Origin of the sequence: Acinetobacter beijerinckii CIP 110307 (genome assembly GCF_000369005.1) — a bacterium.
Lineage (GTDB): Bacteria > Pseudomonadota > Gammaproteobacteria > Pseudomonadales > Moraxellaceae > Acinetobacter > Acinetobacter beijerinckii.
Genome location: NZ_KB849765.1, coordinates 1391800 through 1413606 on the forward strand (window position 1 = coordinate 1391800; position 21807 = coordinate 1413606).

A 21807-nucleotide genomic window follows, 5' to 3' on the forward strand; every position below is an offset into this window, starting at 1 on the left:
TTTTGGCAAAAGTAGGCAAAACCATTGTCATTCACATGAGGAGCGATTGAAGCTCCGCAAGGTTCACTTCCTCGTTCTTGCGCTTCACCAAAGCTTCAGTCGCTTTGGCTTGCTCAGGTTGTGAACGACATTTCTGAGTCTCGTATTTCGCACAGGATTTAACATGTTTTGAGGCGTGGATAATGAAAGACAATGGCGAGCACGGCACAAACCGCAAGAATCCAGCAATAGTAGATATTGCCAATCAACTCAACTGGAGAGAGTTTGGCAATCGAGCAAGCAAGCAATAATTGCGCACCGTAGGGAATAATTCCTTGAACCACACACGAAAAAATGTCGAGCAGGGCGGCACTACGCTTAGGATCAACACCATATTCTCTCGCCACTTCACGTGCCATATCCCCCGATAAAATAATCGCGACGGTATTATTCGCCACAAATAGATTTGAGAATACAACCAGAAAACTGATACCCAACTCACCAGCGCGTTGTTTACCGAATTTAAATAGGCGAGTTAATGAATAGATACGTTGAATTAACCATTGTAGTCCGCCTTCTTTTTGCATCAGCGTGGACAGTCCACCAAGCACCATGGAAAGTAATGCCACCTCAAACATGCCAACAAAGCCATCATAAATAGAGCTGTTTAACTTTAATAAATCAAATTCAGGTTTTTCAATGAGTCCAATAACACCTGAGAGAATGATGCCAATCATCAATACAGCAAGGACATGCAAGCGGGTAAAGGCGAGAAAAAATACCGCAAGATAAGGCAAAATCAACCAAATATCGTAGGGTTTTGATTGAATCGCTTCAGCCTGATGGCTCATAAAAATATAAAGCACGAGTGTCATGATCGCAGCGGGGAATGCGATCCAAATATTAACTCTAAATTTATCTCTGAGTTCTACATTTTGACTTCGTGTAGCAGCAATGGTGGTATCCGAAATCATTGATAAATTGTCACCAAACATGGCACCACCAACTACAGCACCAATCGCATAAATTGGAGCAATTTCGGTGGCTTGGGCAAAACCAAAAGCGATTGGGGCACAGGCGGCAATGGTACCCATTGAGGTTCCCATGGCTGTTGCAATAAATGCTGCGATAATAAATAGCATTGGCAACACAAATTCAGCTGAAATGAGTGAAAGCCCAAGTTGAACAGTGGCATCTACACTACCAATCGTACTTGAAACACTTGCAAATGCACCTGCCAACATGAATACCATAAACATCAAAATCAAATTTGGATGACTAGCACCTTGTAAAAACTCTTCGATTGCAACATTCAGTTTCTGTTTATAGAGTAGTAATGCCAAAATCACAGCAGGGATTGCAGCAACGGGCGCTTTGACTTGATAGAAGGCAAATTCTGTCCCAATCATTGAATGATAAAGACCACTCCCGAGAAAGATGATCAAAAATACCAATAGCGGTAACAAAGCAAGGGCATTGCTTTGTACTTTTTCCTGAGTGTGGGCAGACATAGAATTAAAAAGAAAATTTAGAAATTGTGGTTAGTATAAAGGAGCTGAGCCTATTTCTAAAATGCGAGAACATTCATTAGAATTTAGGAAGCTTTGATCATTGAGAAAAAACTTAAAATATAGATAAATGTAATAAGGCAGTTGTAAGTAGAAACATTCACTGTTGCAATCACGTCAAACTCTGTTCAATGAACAAAAAATAGCGTTACAATGCAGTGTTCTTGTATGACTACAAACAACTCCTTAATTTATATAAATCAGGAAAGCATAATCCTATGTCACGTCTTGCCACTCGTTTTGAACAGCTTAAATCTCAGCAACGTAAAGCGCTTGTTTCTTATGTAATGGCAGGTGATCCACATCCACAGGTAACAGTTCCATTACTTCACCAAATGGTTGAAGCTGGCGTTGATGTCGTCGAGTTGGGACTCCCATTCTCTGACCCAATGGCAGATGGTCCAGTGATTGCTTTAGCTGCTGAACGTGCGTTAGCAGGTGGAACAAGTACGCTTGATGCATTGAATATGGTGAAAGAATTTCGTCAAAAAGATCAAACAACACCTGTTGTCTTGATGGGGTATTTGAACCCTGTTGAAGTGATTGGGTATGAAAAGTTTGTTGCTTATGCGAAAGATTGTGGTGTTGATGGTGTACTTTTGGTGGACTTACCCCCTGAAGAAGCTAAGCAATTTGGTGAAGTCTTAAAACAAAATGAGATGGATCAAATTTTCTTGCTTGCACCAACTTCAACAGACCAGCGTATTCAACATGTGGTAAATCAAGCCAGTGGTTTTGTTTATTACGTGTCACTAAAAGGTGTGACAGGTGCCGCAACTCTAGATACCTCTGAAGCAGCAGCTCGAATTGCTAAAATTAAGACCATGACTGATGTACCTGTCGGTGTAGGTTTTGGAATTAGTGATGCTGCGTCTGCAAAAGCGATGGGTCAAGTTGCTGATGCCGTTATCGTAGGAAGTGCTTTCGTTAAATCTTTTGCGACATTGCCAGCCGATGAAGCTGCGCAACAGACGGTGAATAAAGTCAAGGAGCTTCGAGCTGCGCTCGATGAATTAGTATGAGTCAAGAGTTAACAACAGGGAAGATTCTAAGCCCTTCAACGCCTTGGACTGAGCGTCAAGTACCGAGCATTCAGGTTGCGAATCAGCAGCAAATATTTAAATCGACTTTTACTGAGCCGACAATCGAATGCCCTGAATGCCATGCATTAGTGACACGTACAGCCATGTCTTTTAATGCTTATGTGTGTCCACAGTGCGATGAACATTTACGTATGCGTGCTCGTGATCGTTTGAACTGGTTCTTTGATCAAGTGAATGCTGAGTTAGGACAAGAATTTAGTGCTAAAGATCCATTAAAATTTGTTGATAGCAAACCATATCCTGAACGTATGCGCGAAGCTCAAGACAAAACTGGCGAAACTGAAGCATTGGTTGTAATGCAAGGTTCTTTAAAAGGTTTGGACTTGGTGGCTTGTGCCTTTGACTTTGATTTCATGGGCGGTTCAATGGGTACAGTTGTGGGTGACCGCTTTGTACAAGCTGCTGAACGTGCAATTGAACTTCACCAACCTATGATTTGTTTTGCTGCTTCTGGTGGCGCGCGTATGCAAGAAGGCATGTTGTCTTTAATGCAGATGGCACGTACAGCTGCTGCGATTCAAAAAATGAAAGAAGCACGTGTTCCATATGTTGTGGTATTAACACATCCTGTTTATGGTGGTGTAACGGCTTCATTGGCAATGTTAGGTGATGTACATATTGCTGAGCCTAAAGCGATGATTGGATTTGCAGGTAAGCGCGTGATTGAGCAAACGGTTCGTGAAAAGCTCGAAGAACCATTCCAACGTGCAGAATATTTGCTTGATCATGGTGTGGTCGATCAAATTGTTCATCGTCATGCATTACGTGATACTGTATACAGACTCGTGGCTAAACTGATGAACTTACCTTGAAACCCGACGCTCCACATTCAACAGATACATTAACAACATGGCTCGATTATTGGGGCCATGTTCACGTTACAGGCATTGATTTAGGTTTAGAGCGCGTTATTCCTGTCGCTGAAAAGCTAGGCGTAATGCAACCGAAGGCAAAGGTTTTTACTGTAGCGGGTACCAATGGTAAAGGCTCAACCACAACCGCGTTAGCTGCAATTTTAAATGCTCAAGGCTACAACGTTGGTTTATACCAATCACCGCATATCTATCGTTTCAATGAGCGTGTAAAACTTGCAGGTTTGGAAGTTGATGATCAAAGTTTGGTTGATGCATTTGTCATGGTCGATCAAGCGCGCCGTGAATGTGGATTAAGTCTGTCTTTTTTTGAAGCAACCACTTTGGCTGCTTTTGTTATTTTTAAGTTAAAACAATGTGATGTTTGGGTACTTGAGGTTGGTCTTGGTGGTCGCCTTGATGTTGTCAATGTGATTGACCCTGATATTGCGGTAATTACCAATATTGGGCTAGATCATGTTGATTGGTTAGGGGATACCATTGAAAAAATTGCTTACGAAAAAGCAGGCATCATTCGTCCTCATATCCCTGTGATTTTTGCCGGGCAACAACAGTTACCTAAAGCCATTCAACACAAGGTTAATGAAACACAATCCCAGTTATATGCTTTAAACCGTGATTATTTTTATCAGCTCAATGATGATGGTCAAACATGGTCATTTGCATCTTCTGGCACAACTTTAAAGCTCCCTACAGGGCAGCTAGCTTTAGATAATATTTCGACTGCTGTTGCTGCTGTTTTAGCAAGTGGTGTGGATATTTCTCAAGAAGCGATTGTCTCGGGTATTCAACAAGCTCGTTTGCAAGGTCGTTTTGAAATACGGCACATTCAAGATAAAACCGTCATTTTTGATGCAGGTCATAACCCGCATGGCGTCGAATTTTTATTGAATCAGTTGCGAAAATTCTTAAAATACAATAAACAGTACACAGATGTTGTCGCAGTATTTTCAATGCTGGCAGATAAAGATATTTCATCTGTCACCGATTTACTAAAAACAACAGTAAAAGATTGGTTTATTGCTACCTTAGATGTGCCAAGAGCCGCACCAATGCAACAGTTGAAACAAGCTTTGCAAGGACAGCAAGTACATGAGTTTGGCAATATCCAGCAAGCTTTTGAAACTGTGCTGAATAAATGTAATAACAATCAGCTGATTTTAGTCTGTGGTTCGTTTCATACTTTAGAAGCGGTCTGGGAGTATTTAGAAGAATGTCAATGAATAACAAACAACGTTGGATGGGTGGCGTTGTTTTATTAGGAGGTGGTGTGTTATTGGCTGCATTACTCCTTAAAGGTAATGAAGAAATCGAGCAAGATAATACACAAGCGACTATTACGCATCCTATTCCCAAAACGCAATCGACTCCTAAAACTGCTCAACCAGCGCAAGATGGCGAAATGGTTTCGCTACAACCATTGGCTGTTGATGTTGAAACAGAAAAACGGTTACTTGAAGAACAACGCCGTTCACGTGAAAAAGCTGTTGCAGAGCAAGAAGCGCGCGCTGCTGATTTTTTAAAGATGCAACAAGAAGCTGAAGCTGCTGCTGCACGAAAGGCAGCTGAAGAATATGCAGCGATTAACGCACGTCGAAACGCTGCACAGGAAAGTTCAGATAATATTCCACCTGAATTAAATGAAGATGATAAAGCGAAAGCACAACGTCTAGCTGAAGAAAAAAGAAAGGCAGATGAAAAGAAAAAAGCTGAACAACTCAAATCAGATCAGCAAAAAACAGATGCTGAAAAGAAATTAGCGGAAGAAAAACGTAAGGCTGAAGCAGACAAGAATGCTGCTGAAGAAAAACGTAAAGCTGATGCAGACAAGAAAGCTGTGGAAGAAAAACGCAAAGCTGATGCAGACAAGAAAGCTGCCGAAGAAAAACGCAAAGCTGAAGCAGATAAGAAAGCTGCTGAAGAAAAGCGTAAGGCTGAAGCAGAGAAAAAAGCTGCAGATGAGAAAAAGCGTAAAGCTGAAGCAGATAAAAAAGCTGAGGCTGAAAAAGCTCGTGAGTTGATGGAAAATGGCGATAAAAAGTGGATGGTGCAAGTTGCATTAGCCGCAAATCAAGCCAATGCTGATGCAGTTGTGTCTAAATTACGAGCGAAAGGCTATAAGGTAACGACTAGCCCGACCTCTAAAGGTATCCGTATTATGGTTGGACCATCGAAAGATAGAGATACTGCTGACGCGGCGCGTAAAAAAATCACCTCAGATGAAAGTTTAGGTATGAAATCAGCTTGGGTAATTGATTGGGTTCCACTTGATCAGAGATAAATAGTCATATTGATCTAAGTAACTAAAGTATCATCAGGATCAGTTGATTGTGAGATTTTCATCAAATAGGCGATGAAGTTATGAAACAAACGGATTTGAGGATACTTGAAAAATTTAGCTTTTCGCCAGACTCTGCAATTGGTGCATTGTCTGGCGTTGCTTGCTTAGAGGACTATTTATATCTCATTGGAGATGATGTTCGTTACTTATTAAAAACGAGCCTAAAAAATAAATTGACTGCAACGACAGCTTTTGAAAAAGTCCCTTTATTTGAATCGTCTGAACAACAAGCTCTAGCAATTTTTAGCAAAGCAGAAAAGCCTGATTTTGAAGCACTAAGTTGTATCATTTTTAATGAACAGCCTCATTTATTAATTATGGGATCAGGTTCGACTGAAAAGCGAAAGCAAGCTGTCCTATATAATCCATCCAATCATCAATTCAAGACTTTGTTAGATCAGGTGGATTATGATTATTTGCAGCACTGTGCTGCACTCACCGGCGGAGCCGATTTAAATATTGAAGCAGTATGCTCAGACAACCGTCATCTTTATGTCTTTCAACGTGGCAACATTAATCACTTTCATGGTGTTTTAGTATTTGATTTAGCAAAAATTCAAGCACATAAATCTTTAGAAAACTCCTTTATACGCTCATTCAATTTAACATTGCCTGAGATTAATGGTTCAGTAAGTGGTATTTCAGATGCCTATTTTTTAGTGGGTCAAAACCTACTGATAGCCACCGCTGCGGTTGAGCAAACATTAAATACCTATGATGATGGTGATGTGTTGGGGAGTTTTATTTTGCTGTTCTCACCAGATGGTCAACCTATATCGAGTCATTTGATTCAGAGTGCAGAGGGTAAAACGCTACCAATTAAAGTTGAAGGGATTACGTGGCTCGAATCTCGACCTGATGGCGAAGTATTTTTATTGGTCACTGACAGTGATGGTGGTGATTCTGAAGTTTTGAAGATATTGTTGGCTAATTCAGCTTTTATAAAATGAGAAGTTTAAGTGAAACCTATTCGCAAGGTATGCAATTTTGAGCAATATACTTTACAGATTGATCAAGAATAATTTGATAGATCGGTTTGTTTAATAAGCTCTATTGTTTTAGTAAATAGAGCTTTATCTAGAGCAATTCCAGTCTTCTAACGAGATGGATTCGACAGTTGTTGTCGAATCCATTTTACATTTTCAGGTGTAAATATATTTTCAATGTTTTTCCAAATGATATGGTAGCCATATCCTCCTTGCTTCATTTCTTTAACCGCATCTTCAATGGACCAATTTTCAAAAATAATCCGATACATCGCTATCGTTGCACCTGTCCGATCTGAACCATGATAACAATGCACTAAAATTTTATGATTCTTTTGTTTTGCTGTTTGAATTGCCTGCATTGCTTTTAATAAATCATCACGCTTAATCGCCCATGTATAAATAGGGATGTGCACAAGATTGAATGATTTATCGTTAAAAACATGAGCATCTTCATTTCTAGCTCTAAGATTAATTACCGTATCAATTTGATGTTGTTTCAGCTCTGGAATTAATTGATTATTCGGTTGGTCACTACGAAAAACATCATGACTGATCTGATAAAAATTATGGGTATTCGAAATCAGCATTCCCCAATTTTCGGGGCGTTGCTCATCATCTAGACTTGGATGTTTCATACATCCAGTTGTAGTTAAACTGGAAATTAAAAGAATGCTAGTAAGTGTCTTTTTCATATTACTGGTAACGATTGAATTCAACTGGATCGTGCGCACAAATTAACTCAATACTTGATTCATGTTGAGCGAGATATTGTAAACGTTTCAGATTATGTAAACGCTGTTGATTATTTTCAGCCAGTAATCGTTCCGTGAGATCTAATACTCTAAGTTTATTTTTCTGATTTAATTCTAAATGTGAGAAGTAGGCATCTCCGCAAAACAGAATCCATCCATCTTGTTTTTTAATTGCAATACCACAATGCCCCTGTGTATGACCTAATAATGGAATCATTAATATTTCATCACTAAAAAAGGGTAAACCTTTAACTTTTTCTAGGTTGAACCATGATTCACCATCGCTGTGTTCTGCAAAACTCCAGTATCGATGTTGTTTAAATTGTTCTGTTTTATATCGAAGCTTGGCTTTGCCAGAAAGAGATTGCGTCGCATTATATTCAGAAGCGAGCACATGGACTGTTGCATGTGGAAAATCCGAAATCCCGCCAGCATGGTCAAAGTCTAGATGAGTGACAAAAATATGTTTCACGTCATTCGGATTAAAACCAAGCTTTTGGATTTGTTGGATAGCGCTCAGTTTTAAATTAGATTCAAATTGCCCAAAGCGGGTGAGTAATTTCCCTAAACGCTGCTCAGTATGTAAATAATCTTGTAGACCCAAACCTGTATCAATTAAAACTAAGCCACGGTCAGTTTCAATCAGAAGGCAATGACAGACTAAATGCGCTTTCCAACCTTTTTGACCGAATAATGGAGCACAGACAGGGCAGAAACTGCCACAGTGAAGGTGGTGAATGTTATAGATCATAATATTTTTATTGTGTCTCAATATCGAAATATTTTTATAACCGATTGATTCAAAAATACCAAAGAAATTTTCAAACACTCGAAAAAAGCCTATCAGAAGATAGGCGATGGAGTTTGTTTTTCACTTTTTATTTTTAAGCTTAAAACAAGCGCTTTTTAATGTTGTCCTCATTCAATTTTCAATTGAAACCTTGAGTTGGTTTCAATAGCTTTTACAATTTGATTTTGAGACCTCTTGTGAAGTTTTAAGTCGCTTTTTAGTAGGAGCGAACCATCACTCAGGCTGTGCTGTTAAACGTAAATAAGGTTTCACAGCTTTATAACCTTTAGGGAAACGTTGTTTAATTTCTTCCTCATCTTTTAAAGAAGGAACAATCACGACATCTTCACCATGCTGCCAGTTTGCTGGTGTTGCTACCTTGTGCTTATCGGTTAATTGTAGTGAATCGACGACTCTTAAGACTTCGTTAAAGTTCCGACCCGTCGATGCAGGATAAGTAATAATCAAACGTACTTTTTTGTTCGGATCGATAATCACCAATGAGCGTACGGTTAGAGTTTCACTCGCATTTGGATGAATGAATCCATATAACTCAGATACTTTTCGATCTTTATCGGCAATAATTGGAAAATTCACTATAGTATTTTGTGTTTCATTAATATCTTGAATCCAATTTTTATGTGATTCAACATCATCCACTGACAGGGCAATTGCCTTGACGCCCCGCTTTGTAAATTCATCTTTTAGTTTTGCTGTAAAACCTAGTTCTGTTGTACACACAGGAGTAAAGTCTGCTGGGTGCGAGAATAAAATTCCCCAACCATCAGCTAAATACTCATAAAAATCAATTGTACCCTCACTTGATTCTTGCTGGAAATTTGGAGCAATGTCGCCTAAACGTAGTGTCATGATTCATCCTCAATACATTTTTATGTTCTATCTGTCTGTTTAATATGCAGCATCAATCTTATAAATAAAATTATTGTTTTTTCATTTTATTATGAATAATTATGATAACTGAACTTTGCTGACTTAGAAAATTTGATCATAAATTCACATTTAAATCGGTGTAACTTAAATGCAAATTTGCTACATTAACGGCTCTTCGGTTGTGTGATGTCAGAATCGCCTAGCAGATTTTTTACCTGTTTGGATGCAAAGCCCTTGTAGTTCTTATTTCTGACTCCATAATAACAGCTAAGAAAAAATTACTTATTTAAACAAACAGGATTAGAGAGTTTATTCATGTTGGCAAGTCTGATCGGAGGTATCTTCGGTACAAAAAATGAGCGCGAACTCAAACGCATGCGTAAAATTGTTGATCAAATCAATGCGCTTGAACCGACGATATCTGTATTAAACGATGCAGACCTCTCTGCAAAAACTCCAGAATTCAAACAACGTTTTAATAATGGTGAAAGTTTAGATAAGTTATTACCTGAAGCTTTTGCTGTATGTCGTGAAGCGGCAAAACGCGTCATGGGTATGCGTCATTATGATGTGCAGTTGATTGGTGGTATTACCTTGCATGAAGGTAAAATCGCTGAAATGCGTACAGGTGAAGGTAAAACCCTAATGGGTACTTTGGCTTGTTACCTAAATGCATTGAGCGGACAAGGCGTTCACGTGATTACCGTGAATGATTATTTGGCGCAACGTGATGCTGAACTGAACCGTCCTTTATTCGAATTTTTAGGCTTAAGCATTGGTGTCATTTACTCGATGCAAATGCCAGCCGAAAAAGCTGAAGCGTACATTGCGGATATTACATACGGAACTAACAACGAATTTGGTTTCGATTATCTTCGTGACAACATGGTGTTTTCTCTTCAAGAGAAGAAACAACGTGGTTTGAGCTATGCCATCATCGATGAGGTGGATTCAATTTTAATTGATGAAGCACGTACGCCTTTGATCATTTCTGGGCAAAGTGAAGACTCATCTCACTTGTATCAGTTAATCAATAGTATCCCGCCACAGTTGAGTCCTCAAAAGGAAGAAAAAGTAGCTGATGGCGGTCATTTCTGGGTTGATGAGAAACAACGTTCGGTTGAAATGACCGAAGTTGGTTATGAAGCAGTTGAACAAGAATTAATTCGCATGGGCTTGTTAGCTGAAGGTGAAAGCCTATATTCAGCAACCAATCTAAACTTGGTTCACCATGTAACGGCTGCGATACGTGCGCACTACTTGTATCAAAAGAATGTTCACTACATCATCGGTATTAATCCACAGACTCAAAAAGAAGAAGTGATTATTGTGGATGAAAGCACTGGTCGTACGATGCCTGGACGTCGTTGGTCAGAAGGTTTACATCAAGCGGTTGAAGCCAAAGAAAATATGGAAATTCAACCAGAAAACCAAACGCTTGCAACGACAACATTCCAAAACTATTTCCGTTTATATAAAAAGCTTTCAGGTATGACAGGTACGGCTGATACTGAAGCTTCTGAAATGAAAGAAATTTATGGTTTAGATGTTGTATTGATTCCAACCCATCGTCCGATGGTTCGTGAAGATCATAATGATTTAATTTATTTGAATCGCAACGGCAAATACAACGCCATCATTGAAGAAATCAGTAATATCCGTCAAAAAGGGGTTGCACCTATTTTGATTGGTACTGCAACCATTGAAGCCAGTGAAATTCTTTCTTCTAAATTGCTTCAAGCGGGTATTCATCATGAGGTTTTGAATGCAAAACAGCATGAGCGTGAAGCCGATATTATTGCTCAAGCGGGTAGTCCGAATGCAGTAACCATTGCAACGAACATGGCGGGTCGTGGTACGGATATTTTGCTTGGTGGTAACTGGAAAGCGAAATTAGCAAAAATCGAAAATCATACCGCAGAAGATGAAGCACGTTTGCAAGCACAGTGGGAAAAAGATCACGAAGATGTACTAAGTTCTGGTGGTTTGCACATCATCGGTTCAGAGCGTCATGAATCACGCCGTATTGATAACCAGTTACGTGGTCGTGCAGGTCGTCAAGGTGACCCAGGTGTTTCTCGTTTCTATTTATCGTTAGAAGATGACTTGATGCGTATTTTCGCAGGTGATCGTGTTGTTGCGATGATGCGTGCAATGGGTTTACAAGAAAATGAAGCCATTGAACATAAAATGGTGAGTCGTTCGATTGAAAATGCCCAACGTAAAGTTGAAGCACGTAACTTTGACATTCGTAAAAACTTGTTGAAGTACGATGATGTTAATAATGAGCAACGTAAGATCATTTATACACAACGTGATGAAGTCTTAGCTGAAAGCACATTGCAAGATTACATCGAAGAAATGCATCAAGAAGTGATTAAAGGTTTAATCGCAAACTTTATTCCACCTGAATCGATTCACGATCAATGGGATATTGAAGGTCTAGAAAATGCCTTGCATGCAGATTTAGGCATTGAATTACCTGTTCAGCAATGGTTAGACCAAGATCGTCGATTAGATGAAGAAGGTTTAATTGCACGTATATCTGATGAAGTGATTGCCCGTTACCGTCAACGTCGTGAACAAATGGGCGATGAGTCTGCTGCAATGCTTGAACGTCATTTCATGTTGAACTCATTGGATCGCCATTGGAAAGATCATTTGGCTGCAATGGATTACTTACGTCAAGGCATTCATTTACGTGGCTATGCTCAGAAAAACCCTGAGCAAGAGTACAAGAAAGAAGCATTTAACTTATTCGTAAATATGTTGGGTGTGATTAAGTCGGATGTTGTAACCGATTTATCGCGTGTACATGTTCCTACCGCTGAAGAGTTGGCTGAACTTGAAGCTCAGCAACAACGTCAAGCAGAATCTATGCGTCTTTCATTTGAGCATGACGATGTTGATGGTTTGACTGGTGAGGTGACAGCATCTGAAGAGCTTGATTATGTTGCTAACAATGCACCATTCCCAGTACCAGAAAGCCGTAATGCACCTTGTCCTTGTGGTTCTGGTTTAAAATACAAACAATGTCACGGTAAAATCTAACTTTATTTAGATTTAATCTACACAGTAAAAAGCAGAGCATAGGCTCTGCTTTTTTACGAGAAGTAACTTGAGTCAAATCCAGCTTTGTAGTTTTATTATTGAAGTTATAAATCTTGATTGGGTTCGCATTAAAAGCGGGAAGAAAATGAAAAAACCATTACAACTTTTAATTTTAGCAGGCGCTGCGGTATCAGGTATTACATTTGCAAATGATGCGCCACAAACCACCACAGTGGATAAAGTTTTGGCTGCTCAAGGTACGACCACAGCGCAAGCACAAGTAAAACGCGAAGTAACGACGGTCATAAGTCCACGTACTGGTATTCGTTATACATTAGGTGATACTGGAAATCGTCCAATCGTGTTGCAAACTGCGGCGATTGCACCTGCAAACTCTGCAAACATCAATCGTATTGTGGCATCAAATCCAGCTCTTTCTGCTAAAAGCCAAGAAAAAGCCAAGATTGCTTTAATTGGTGAGGCAGCTGTTCAAGCGGCTGACGCAGCTGCTGCACAAACCGCTAGTGCTCAAGCACCTCAAAATAAATAACGAATCAGTTATTTAATAAAAAAGAGATGTAATGGCATCTCTTTTTTTACAGCAAATTTTTATTATATAAAACTTGGAAGTAATACTAAGCCAATAAGAATGGCAAATAGCAGCCATTTAGATATATAGTATAAGGGGCGATTACGCTCTTTTAAGCCTCGACCATAATGATGCACGGCATAACCATATTTGAAAATGCGGTTGATAAAACCTGTTTTATCTTGATCATCATTGGGTGAGCTGGCTGCTGACATGATGTTTCGACCAAACCAGTGATTTAGCTTTTGAGCCCAACCCCATTTCATTGGACGTTCAATATCACAAAATAAGATAATACGCGTTTGATCGGTTTTATTTTCAGCCCAGTGTACGTAGGTCTCATCAAAAACAGTTGCCTCACCATCTCTCCAACTATAACGCTCTTGATCCACCTCAATAAAGCAATCATCACTGTTTGGCGTAACTAGACCCAAATGATAACGTACTGATCCTGCATATGGATCACGGTGCTTACCCAAATAGCTTCCTGAAGGAAGTTCGGTAAACATTGCAGCTTTTACCGAAGGAATACTTTCTAACAATGCCACTGTTTTTGGGCAAAGTTGTTGCGCAGAAGGATGACTTGCTTGATACCATTTTAGATAAAAGCGCTTCCAACCGCGTTTGAAGAAGGTATTAAAACCTGCATCATTATTTTTTTCAGCAGCTTTGATTTGATTTTGGAGTTGAATGGCTTCTTCACGGATTACTTGCCAATTATCTTGCAGTGGTTTGAGTTCTGGAAACTGCGCCACATCAAAAAAAGGCTGATTCGGCAGTTTTGAAAACCCAGTCATAAACATATTCACTGGTGCTAAGAAAGTCGAATGGTCAAATAATTGTCGAGATGCTTTTAAGCGTTCTTTACCACGATAGTAAGTGTATAAGAAACTGACTAAAAATACGGCAACGATAATCACTGCGTACATGAGCACAATCATCTAAAAAATGGGAGTCGCGCATTTTAGCATAAAAATTATTTCGGAGAATATTGTTATAAACGTTGAGCTGAAAGCAAACGCATTAATCGATAGGAGGCAATTCAGATGATCATATAAACATGATCACCTGAATAGAGTAAGGATTTAGATTTGATTATTTACATCATCATGCTTGGTTTCACGAATGAGTAAAAATGCAATTAAAGACAAAATTGAAGCCAAGCTTAAATACATTCCTACCGCACCTAAGCCATAACTTTCAGCAAGTTTCGTTGCGATATATGGCGCGAATGAAGCACCAAAAATACCTGCTAAGTTAAATGTTAAAGCCGATCCTGTGTAACGAACAGAGGTCGGGAAAATCTCTGAAAGTACAGTTCCAATTGGACCATAGGTTAAGCCCATAATCGACAAACCAAGGCATAAGAACAAAAATACCAAAAGAGGATTACCTGAACCTAAAAGTGGTGCAAAGCAGAGTCCAAATAATGCAGATAAGATGCAAATTACAATTGAAGTTCTTTTACGCCCGAACTTCTCCGCCAGAATGGCTGAAACAGGAATAAACGCTGCAAAGCATAGTGTTGCCACCAATTGCAATACAAGGAAATCTCCTCGTGCATAGCCTAGTTTTGTCGTGCCCCAGTTCAGCGCGAAGACAGTCGTGAGATAAAACACCACGAAAGTACAGATTGCTGCAACTGTGCCGAGCACTAACATTGGTAAATGTTTGGTCATCACTTCTTTAAAAGGGACATTCACTTCTTTCTGTTTATTTAAAACTTTTTGGAACGCAGGAGTTTCATGCAGTTTTAAACGGATATATAAGCCGACTAAAACGAGAATTGCACTCGAGATAAATGGAATACGCCATCCCCATGTCATAAAATCTTGTTCAGACATAAATGCATTGAGTAGTAAAAATGAACCTGTCGCAAGAATAAAACCAATCGGTGCGCCCAGTTGTGGAAACATGCCATACCAAGCGCGCTTGCCTTCAGGCGCATTCTCAGTTGCTAGTAGGACAGCACCACTCCATTCGCCACCAAGCCCTAAGCCTTGACCTAAACGGCATAAAGCCAAAAGCAGTGGGGCAGCAAGACCAATTTGAGCATAGGTTGGAAGCAAGCCAATACATACTGTAGAAATACCCATCGTCAGTAATGCGGCTACTAAAGTCGCCTTACGACCAATTCGATCACCCAAATGTCCAAAGATTGCCGCACCAATGGGGCGCGCAATAAAAGCAATCGCAAACGTGGCAAGTGATTTTAGTACCGCAGCACCATCGCTGCTTTCTGGGAAAAATAAATGTGGGAAAATGAGTACTGCTGCTGTGGCGTAAATATAAAAGTCGAAAAACTCAATTGTTGTACCAACGAGACTAGCAAATAATACTCGTGTTTTTGAATTGCTTGCCACTTCCGTGGTAGCAGTCGTAGCGCCTGACGACATACAAGACCTTTACTTTATTTATTCAGGGAACAGACCAAATCTGCCCATGAAAATTCCTTTTGAATGCGGATTTTACTCAGGAAATTTGATGCTATGTCTTCATTTATAAAACATAGCAATAGATCGCTAAGAAGTGTAAACCAGCCCCTATTAGCACAAAAACATGCCAAATTGCGTGGCTATATCTTACCTTTTTTAAAGCATAAAACAACGTGCCGATCGTGTAGGCTAGTCCACCTGCAATCAAGAAGGTAATAGCATCTTTGGAAAGATAACGTTGCATATCATCCATGACCAAAACAGCGAGCCATCCCATCACCAGATAAGCCGCCAGTGAGACTTTTTGGAAGCGGTGAATAAACACTAATTTGAATAATGTTCCAATTAAAGCGATCACCCAAAGCGCAATCAATAAATAATGTGCTTTAGCTGTAGGAATAGCGATACTTAAAAAAGGTGTATACGTTCCTGCAATAAGATAATAAATTGCGGTGTGGTCTAATTTTTTGTACCAGTATCTTTTATTTTCATTCTGAGCGAAATGATAGAGCATAGAACTACTCAGCAATAAGATCAGGCTAAATCCATAAACCCACAAACTGATCCATTGACCTAGAGGTAAATGAGCGCCTTTTATAATGAGAAAAATTGAAGCGATTACAGCGAGTCCTGCACCGATACCATGACTATAGGCATTGATGAGCTCTTCTTTAGGGTCATAATTGAGTGGGGAAATTGAAGCCATTTACAGCTCATCTGAATAAAAGTACAACTGTATCGTAATGTAATTTCCCTTTTAAAGTAAGACGCTTTAAAATTTAGTTTCTATTTGTCAGGTTTTCATTATGTTTGCGCCAAAATTTTCATTTGAACAAGAACAGCAGTTTTTCTTGGATATTCAGCAATCTATTGAAAATAATAGCTTTGAGCGTCTTATTTTGAGTCAGTACAAAGGAGAGTTGGCAGATTTAGAGAAGATAAGTTTTCGTGCCATTGAGTTACAAGGTCAAGTGATGTTGTCTTGCTTGTATCATCATACAACACAAGATGTGACTAAAAATTACTCACTTGATGAAGGTTTGGCGAAAATAGCGGAATTACTTAATCAATCAAAACAGGCAAATTTATTTACGCATCATCAAGATGTGCAACTCAAGAAAAATAAAAAGAAAGCGATGTTGAATGTACAAAAAAAACAAGTATTTGCATCTCAGACACAACAGCAGCATGACCGAGAAAAGCATAGATTTGTACAGCAACAAAGTATATTCCTAAAACATTTAGGTATTACTGATGAAAAAGGGCAGATCATTCCGAGCATGGCGCGTAAATGGAAACAGATTAATAAATTTATTGAAATCTTTTCAAATGCCTATGAACAGATTGATGCTTCGCAACAGCAATTAAATATCGTTGATTTTGGTTCAGGTAAAGGTTATTTAACTTTTGCATTATACGATTATTTACTGGAACAGAATAAAACACCCCTCATCACAGGCGTTGAGTTGCGTTCAAACCTAGTTGAGTTTTGTCAAAAAGTTGCCGATGAGGTGGGCTTTAATCATCTTGATTTTTTTGAAGGGGATGTACGTAGTTATTCACCAGAAAAGTTGGATGTAATGATTGCATTACATGCCTGTGATGTGGCAACAGATTTTGCAATCCATACAGGGATTCGTCTGAATGCTTCGATGATTATGTGTGCGCCGTGTTGCCATAAAGAATTAAGACCACAACTCAAAAGCCCAGAAGTATTGCAACCGATGCTACAGTTTGGCATTCATGCAGGGCAGCAGGCAGAAATGCTGACTGATACATTGCGTGCTTTATTACTAAAGGCATACGGCTATGAAACCAAAGTTTTTGAGTTTGTCTCCTTAGAACATACCAGTAAGAACAAAATGATCTTAGCGACTAAGCGTAAAGATATTCAACAGCCTGATCCAAAAATTATTCAGCAGATTCAAGCTTTAAAGCAGATGTATGGCATTCAAAAACAAAGTTTAGAATTATTGTTACAAGACCAAATGCCGACCGAAAATCTGGGTTGTAAGTGTTAAATGAATCGAGATCGAAATGTTTAGAGTAGAAAATGGAAATTGGGATCAACTTCATCAAGATGCCAAATTTATTCGGGAACAGGTGTTTATCATCGAACAAAACATCTCTGAACAAGATGAGTGGGATGATCAGGATTTAATTTCGCAACATTTTGTGGTTTATGATCATGATCAGCCAATCGCTACTGCACGATTATTGCAAAATAATAGTGTGGGGCGGGTCGCTGTTCTCAAACCATATCGTGGTCAAGGTATTGGTCACCTAATCATGTTAGAGATCATCAATTATGCTCAACAGCAACATCGATCAGTATTGCAGTTATCCTCGCAAGTCCATGCGATCTCATTCTACGAAAAGCTTGGCTTTACGGTACAAGGCAATCAATATGATGAGTGTGGAATTCCACACATTGAAATGATGATTAATCTAAACTAGATAAAAATCGTACTCACTTACCCAACCGATATAGCGATTAAGATTGGGTAAGTTAATATGCTGATGCTACTGTTGTGGATTGTGCTCAATAAGGTCTGATGCAGCAGAAGCATGGTCATGTTGAGCAAGTTCTTTCTGTTGTTGGGCTTTACGTTGTGCACCAGGCATGTAATCAGGTTCTTGGCTCATTGCCAAATAGAAAAAACTTAAAAAGATCGTGCTCAGTACGCCGACGATAATAACAAATTTCCAGCCTAAGACGGTTTCACTTGAATCGTTGTGAGAGTTTGATTGTTTGCCCATAAAAAATTCCAAAAAAGAAAAGCTATAAATTGAGATATAGTCGTATTAATTCATCAAATTGAGAAAACCTTAAATATTATATGGTTTTTATATTGTGATTTGCTGAAAGGTGGCGATTATATTTGGAATTAGAAGAAATTGATTGAATAGAAAAGTATTTTAAGGCTGAATATCTACTTCGTTGGTTTAATAAATCTGCTAGAACAATAAAGACCACCTTTCAACTAATGCATATAAAAGGTGGTTTAATTTTAATTAAAGATTTTTCCAATCCTCAATCGCTTTAAGTCCAGTTTCAACACCAATATCATAACTATAACGAATTTTAGTTTTATTTTTAGTCAGTCTACCTGCCATATGCTTTAAATCAGGTGGACATACTTCCAAGATTTTTTGCTCTGAAGGCATTCTAATAAATTCTACGGAATCGTTATATCGTTGAGTTCTGGTCAATAAACTCTTAGCAAAACCACGCTGCTGCTTAAAGGCATATTTGGCAAGTAGCTGATCACCTTTATTACTCGCTTTATAGTAGCTTTTAGGACGTGTTCTCAAAACCATGAGTTTTGAAACATGATCTTGCTTTGCTGCCCAAAGAGTGGGTAATGCATCTGCGACGCCACCATCAAAGTAGGGTTCACCAAAAACTTCAACTGCTTGACGTGTCAGCACTGGAATAGAGCTAGATGCTCTCAATCCATCGAGAATATTGTCTTTAGATGCTTTGATATAGGTGGCTTCACCTGAGATAGCATGCGTTAATACCATATAAAATTCAGGATGATTGGCAAATAATTGAGCTTGATTGAGAGGATTTTCTTTCTCAACCACGTCCCACATCCATTTTAGATCGAGTAAATCACCGCCTTTAAAAAAGCGTCCATAATGAATGAATTCAGAACGAAGTGAATGATCTAAATAGATTTGTAGGGTACGACCTTGTTGTGCAGCTAAATAATTAGCCACATTGGTAGAGCCTGAAGAAACACCAACACAAAGATCAAAAGGATTAAATTGTTGCTGTAAAAATGCATCTAAGACACCACTGGTAAATGCGCCACGCATTCCACCACCTTCAACAACCAGTGCCTGACGATTTTGGTGAAGCATTGAAAATCTCGAATATCATGATAAATCCATGTTTACACAGATTTATCATCTTCGACAAGAATACTTTAGTGATTGTGCTGATGTTCTGCCTGACCCGATTCTGCATTCATAGATGATTGAGACATTTCGGCAGCGGCTTTTTTCTGATTCATTGGCATATAGTCAGGCTCGTTATTTATGGCTAAATAGAAAACCACCATAAAAATAAAGCTTAAAATGCAAGTGATGATCAGTGCTTTCCAACCCCAAGGCGAGGTTTCAGGACATAATTTCTCAGACATAAGACAAATTTCCAAAGGACAAAAAATAAAGCATAATGGGTATATTTATAGCACAATTTGTGATGGATTAGGCGAAATTCTGATACAGCTAAGATGCATATTAAAAACCCATATCGATCATAAATATCGATATGGGCTATAAACAGACAAAAGAAATAGCTTATGAAATAATTTCTTTCTTTTGCGCTTTGTCTTTTAACAATTGTGGTGGATTGAAACGTTCACCATACTTAGCTGCCAATTCTTCTGAACGTTGTAGTGATTTCGCAACGCCATTTTGATTCAAGAATTGAATCGCTCCACCTGTCCACGGTGCGAAACCGATTCCGAAAATCGAGCCGACATTGGCATCAATTACTGATTCCAGAACGCCTTCCTCATAGCAGCGTAAAGTATCGAGTGCTTGAACAAATAAGAAACGATCAATCATATCTTGTTCAGAAATATCATTCGCTTTCGTCCAACGGCTGAGCCCATCCCACAAATGTTTTTTGCCATTTTCAGGATAGTCATAGAAGCCTGCACCGGCTGCTTTACCTTTACGATTCAGCTCGTGAATCATGGTGTGAACCACCTCATCTACTGGAGTTTTAGGTAAGTCTTTACCTTCAGCTTGCAGTGCTTTGCGCGTTTCTCCTGCAACATGCTCAGTCAGAGTTAAAGACACTTCATCCTGAATCGCAAGGGGACCAACAGGCATACCTGCTTTGAGTGCTGCCATTTCGATTTTTGCTGGATGTACGCCCTCAGCAAGAAGACGCATACCTTCTTGAATGAACGTACCAAACACACGACTGGTAAAGAAACCACGACTGTCATTTACCACGATTGGCGTTTTAGCAATTTGTTGTACAAAGTCATATGCTTTAGCCAATGTTTCAGCAGAAGTCTCTTTACCTTTGATGATTTCTACCAATTGCATTTTGTCTACAGGGCTAAAGAAGTGTAAACCAATAAAGTTTTTAGTATCTTTACTTGCTGTAGCTAAGCCTGTGATCGGCAAAGTTGACGTATTTGATGCAAAGATTCCACCTTCAGCTAAATACTGTTCAGCTTCTTGAGTCACCTTGGCTTTGAGTTCTTGATTCTCAAATACTGCTTCAATAATTAAATCACAGCCTTGTAAATCAGCAGCATCAGCGGTTGCAGTAATCAGTGCTAAGACTTGATCTCGTTTTTCAGCTGTCATACGACCCTGTGAAACACGTTTATCAAGTAGCTTTTGTGAATAAGCTTTGCCTTTCTCTGCATTTTCTACAGACACATCTTTGAGTACTACAGGAATACCTTTGATTGCGGTTGAGTAGGCAATACCTGCACCCATCATACCTGCACCTAAAACACCGACTTTCTTCGCTTGCCATTTTGCAACATCAGCAGGGCGGCTTGCACCTGATTTAATTGCATTGAGGCCATGCCAGAATGTACCGATCATGTTCTTCGACACTTGACCGACAGTCAGTTGTGTAAAGTAACGTGATTCAATACGAAGTGCGGTATCAACATCAACCTGTGCACCTTCAACCGCAGCAGCCATGATTGCTTCAGGTGCAGGATAACAGCCTTTAGTTTTGTCACGTAGCATGGCAGGGGCAATTGCAAGCACTTGCGCAACCGCAGGCGTTTTAGGATCACCACCAGGGATTTTGTAGCCTTTCACATCAAATGGTTGCTGTGATTTCGGATTAGCTTTAACCCAAGCAATCGCTTTTTCTAAAAGCTCTTGTTCATTCTCAGCCGTGTCATGTACCAAACCCAGTGATTTTGCTTTATCGACACCAAATTGCTTACCTTCCATGAGGAACGGGAATGCATTTTGTAAGCCAAGTAGACGCACCATGCGGACGATACCGCCACCACCAGGAAGTAGACCTAAAGTCACTTCAGGTAAACCAAATTTGGTTTTTGGATCGTTAATGGCAATACGGTAATGACAACCTAAAGCGATTTCCCAGCCACCGCCAAGAGCAGTACCGTTTAAAGCTGCAACAACAGGTACACCTAAAGTTTCAATTGCACGTAAGTCACCTTTGAGTTCTTCAATCATTTTGAAAAAGTCAGTGGCATGTTCAGGTTGTACTTGAATCAGCTCATCCAAGTCACCACCAGCAAAGAAAGTTTTCTTAGCAGAACGGAAAATAATGCCTTTTAGATCAGTTTCAGCTTTCAGCTTTTGGCTGACTTCATTGAGTGAGTCACGAAATTCTGCATTCATGGTGTTGGCAGATTGACCCGATGAATCAAGGGTAAGAATTACAATATTGTCAGCGTTTTTTTCGTATTTAATAGCGCTCAT

General features: G+C 39.3%; 20 protein-coding genes. 9 read left to right on the plus strand and 11 right to left on the minus strand.

What is annotated here, in order from left to right:
* Positions 1–158: 158 nt before the first annotated feature.
* Positions 159–1490, minus strand: a complete 1332-nt coding sequence (locus F933_RS12145; RefSeq protein WP_005061502.1) for a Na+/H+ antiporter NhaC family protein — start codon at positions 1488–1490, stop codon at positions 159–161.
* 275 nt (positions 1491–1765) lie between these two features.
* Between F933_RS12145 and trpA the strand changes: the two genes are divergently transcribed.
* The 5 genes from trpA to F933_RS12170 all read left to right on the plus strand — a co-directional run bounded on the left by trpA (position 1766) and on the right by F933_RS12170 (position 6813).
* Positions 1766–2569, plus strand: coding sequence for a tryptophan synthase subunit alpha (gene trpA, locus F933_RS12150; RefSeq protein ID WP_005061503.1), 804 nt, complete (start codon positions 1766–1768; stop codon positions 2567–2569).
* A complete protein-coding gene (gene accD, locus F933_RS12155) occupies positions 2566–3462 on the plus strand; it encodes an acetyl-CoA carboxylase, carboxyltransferase subunit beta (protein ID WP_005055916.1) in 897 nt (298 codons plus the stop codon). The genes trpA and accD overlap by 4 nt, the downstream gene beginning before the upstream one ends.
* Positions 3459–4745, plus strand: a complete 1287-nt coding sequence (gene folC / locus F933_RS12160) for a bifunctional tetrahydrofolate synthase/dihydrofolate synthase (RefSeq protein WP_005061506.1) — start codon at positions 3459–3461, stop codon at positions 4743–4745. Before accD ends, folC begins: the two co-directional genes overlap by 4 nt.
* Positions 4736–5803, plus strand: a complete 1068-nt coding sequence (locus F933_RS12165; RefSeq protein ID WP_005055912.1) for an SPOR domain-containing protein — start codon at positions 4736–4738, stop codon at positions 5801–5803. Before folC ends, F933_RS12165 begins: the two co-directional genes overlap by 10 nt.
* 80 nt (positions 5804–5883) lie before the next feature.
* Positions 5884–6813 carry a DUF6929 family protein gene (locus F933_RS12170; protein WP_005061508.1) on the plus strand — a complete coding sequence of 310 codons (930 nt, stop codon included), beginning with the start codon at positions 5884–5886 and terminating at the stop codon, positions 6811–6813.
* Positions 6814–6959: 146 nt separating this feature from the next.
* Here the strand turns inward: F933_RS12170 and F933_RS12175 are convergent, their stop codons facing one another.
* The 3 genes from F933_RS12175 to F933_RS12185 form a co-directional block, all read right to left on the minus strand.
* Positions 6960–7544, minus strand: a complete 585-nt coding sequence (locus tag F933_RS12175; protein WP_005061510.1) for a dual specificity protein phosphatase family protein — start codon at positions 7542–7544, stop codon at positions 6960–6962.
* Position 7545: 1 nt separating this feature from the next.
* Entirely contained in the window at positions 7546–8355 is an 810-nt protein-coding gene (locus tag F933_RS12180; protein ID WP_034711014.1) for an MBL fold metallo-hydrolase, read from the minus strand.
* A 273-nt stretch (positions 8356–8628) separates the two neighbouring features.
* On the minus strand, positions 8629–9264 hold the full coding sequence (locus F933_RS12185; RefSeq protein ID WP_005061517.1) for a peroxiredoxin: 636 nt from the start codon (positions 9262–9264) through the stop codon (positions 8629–8631).
* Positions 9265–9600: 336 nt separating this feature from the next.
* Between F933_RS12185 and secA the strand changes: the two genes are divergently transcribed.
* A complete protein-coding gene (gene secA / locus F933_RS12190) occupies positions 9601–12336 on the plus strand; it encodes a preprotein translocase subunit SecA (protein WP_005061518.1) in 2736 nt (911 codons plus the stop codon).
* A 145-nt stretch (positions 12337–12481) separates the two neighbouring features.
* On the plus strand, positions 12482–12886 hold the full coding sequence (locus F933_RS12195) for a hypothetical protein (RefSeq protein WP_005055904.1): 405 nt from the start codon (positions 12482–12484) through the stop codon (positions 12884–12886).
* A gap of 62 nt (positions 12887–12948) precedes the next feature.
* Here F933_RS12195 and lpxO read toward each other — a convergent pair whose 3' ends face one another.
* The 3 genes from lpxO to trhA form a co-directional block, all read right to left on the minus strand.
* On the minus strand, positions 12949–13854 hold the full coding sequence (gene lpxO / locus F933_RS12200; protein ID WP_034710838.1) for a lipid A hydroxylase LpxO: 906 nt from the start codon (positions 13852–13854) through the stop codon (positions 12949–12951).
* 156 nt (positions 13855–14010) lie between these two features.
* Entirely contained in the window at positions 14011–15321 is a 1311-nt protein-coding gene (locus tag F933_RS12205; protein WP_005055902.1) for an MFS transporter, read from the minus strand.
* A 103-nt stretch (positions 15322–15424) separates the two neighbouring features.
* Positions 15425–16066, minus strand: coding sequence for a PAQR family membrane homeostasis protein TrhA (trhA, locus tag F933_RS12210; protein WP_005061523.1), 642 nt, complete (start codon positions 16064–16066; stop codon positions 15425–15427).
* A gap of 100 nt (positions 16067–16166) precedes the next feature.
* Between trhA and F933_RS12215 the strand changes: the two genes are divergently transcribed.
* Together F933_RS12215 and F933_RS12220 are read left to right on the plus strand one after the other, a co-directional pair.
* A complete protein-coding gene (locus F933_RS12215) occupies positions 16167–17381 on the plus strand; it encodes a class I SAM-dependent methyltransferase (RefSeq protein WP_005061525.1) in 1215 nt (404 codons plus the stop codon).
* Between the two features lie 16 nt (positions 17382–17397).
* Complete coding sequence (locus F933_RS12220) at positions 17398–17817, plus strand: GNAT family N-acetyltransferase (protein WP_005061526.1); 420 nt, start codon at positions 17398–17400, stop codon at positions 17815–17817.
* Positions 17818–17883: 66 nt separating this feature from the next.
* On the opposite strand, the gene F933_RS12225 is transcribed toward F933_RS12220, so the two are convergent.
* The 4 genes from F933_RS12225 to F933_RS12240 all read right to left on the minus strand — a co-directional run bounded on the left by F933_RS12225 (position 17884) and on the right by F933_RS12240 (position 21807).
* Entirely contained in the window at positions 17884–18120 is a 237-nt protein-coding gene (locus F933_RS12225) for a hypothetical protein (protein WP_005061529.1), read from the minus strand.
* Between the two features lie 255 nt (positions 18121–18375).
* Complete coding sequence (locus tag F933_RS12230) at positions 18376–19230, minus strand: patatin-like phospholipase family protein (protein WP_005061532.1); 855 nt, start codon at positions 19228–19230, stop codon at positions 18376–18378.
* A 65-nt stretch (positions 19231–19295) separates the two neighbouring features.
* Positions 19296–19511 (minus strand): hypothetical protein, encoded by a 216-nt coding sequence (locus F933_RS12235; protein WP_005061535.1) that lies wholly within the window; start codon positions 19509–19511, stop codon positions 19296–19298.
* Positions 19512–19671: 160 nt separating this feature from the next.
* Complete coding sequence (locus tag F933_RS12240; RefSeq protein ID WP_005061537.1) at positions 19672–21807, minus strand: 3-hydroxyacyl-CoA dehydrogenase NAD-binding domain-containing protein; 2136 nt, start codon at positions 21805–21807, stop codon at positions 19672–19674.

Bases quoted from the DNA above. Each gene is read 5' to 3' on its own strand.
- F933_RS12145 (WP_005061502.1), bottom strand. From the start codon at position 1,490: ATGTCTGCCCACACTCAGGAAAAAGTACAAAGCAATGCCCTTGCTTTG.
- trpA (WP_005061503.1), top strand. From the start codon at position 1,766: ATGTCACGTCTTGCCACTCGTTTTGAACAGCTTAAATCTCAGCAACGT.
- accD (WP_005055916.1), top strand. From the start codon at position 2,566: ATGAGTCAAGAGTTAACAACAGGGAAGATTCTAAGCCCTTCAACGCCT.
- F933_RS12165 (WP_005055912.1), top strand. From the start codon at position 4,736: ATGTCAATGAATAACAAACAACGTTGGATGGGTGGCGTTGTTTTATTA.
- F933_RS12170 (WP_005061508.1), top strand. From the start codon at position 5,884: ATGAAACAAACGGATTTGAGGATACTTGAAAAATTTAGCTTTTCGCCA.
- F933_RS12175 (WP_005061510.1), bottom strand. From the start codon at position 7,544: ATGAAAAAGACACTTACTAGCATTCTTTTAATTTCCAGTTTAACTACA.
- F933_RS12180 (WP_034711014.1), bottom strand. From the start codon at position 8,355: ATGATCTATAACATTCACCACCTTCACTGTGGCAGTTTCTGCCCTGTC.
- F933_RS12185 (WP_005061517.1), bottom strand. From the start codon at position 9,264: ATGACACTACGTTTAGGCGACATTGCTCCAAATTTCCAGCAAGAATCA.
- secA (WP_005061518.1), top strand. From the start codon at position 9,601: ATGTTGGCAAGTCTGATCGGAGGTATCTTCGGTACAAAAAATGAGCGC.
- F933_RS12195 (WP_005055904.1), top strand. From the start codon at position 12,482: ATGAAAAAACCATTACAACTTTTAATTTTAGCAGGCGCTGCGGTATCA.
- lpxO (WP_034710838.1), bottom strand. From the start codon at position 13,854: ATGTACGCAGTGATTATCGTTGCCGTATTTTTAGTCAGTTTCTTATAC.
- F933_RS12205 (WP_005055902.1), bottom strand. From the start codon at position 15,321: ATGTCGTCAGGCGCTACGACTGCTACCACGGAAGTGGCAAGCAATTCA.
- trhA (WP_005061523.1), bottom strand. From the start codon at position 16,066: ATGGCTTCAATTTCCCCACTCAATTATGACCCTAAAGAAGAGCTCATC.
- F933_RS12215 (WP_005061525.1), top strand. From the start codon at position 16,167: ATGTTTGCGCCAAAATTTTCATTTGAACAAGAACAGCAGTTTTTCTTG.
- F933_RS12220 (WP_005061526.1), top strand. From the start codon at position 17,398: ATGTTTAGAGTAGAAAATGGAAATTGGGATCAACTTCATCAAGATGCC.
- F933_RS12225 (WP_005061529.1), bottom strand. From the start codon at position 18,120: ATGGGCAAACAATCAAACTCTCACAACGATTCAAGTGAAACCGTCTTA.
- F933_RS12230 (WP_005061532.1), bottom strand. From the start codon at position 19,230: ATGCTTCACCAAAATCGTCAGGCACTGGTTGTTGAAGGTGGTGGAATG.
- F933_RS12235 (WP_005061535.1), bottom strand. From the start codon at position 19,511: ATGTCTGAGAAATTATGTCCTGAAACCTCGCCTTGGGGTTGGAAAGCA.
- F933_RS12240 (WP_005061537.1), bottom strand. From the start codon at position 21,807: ATGAGCGCTATTAAATACGAAAAAAACGCTGACAATATTGTAATTCTT.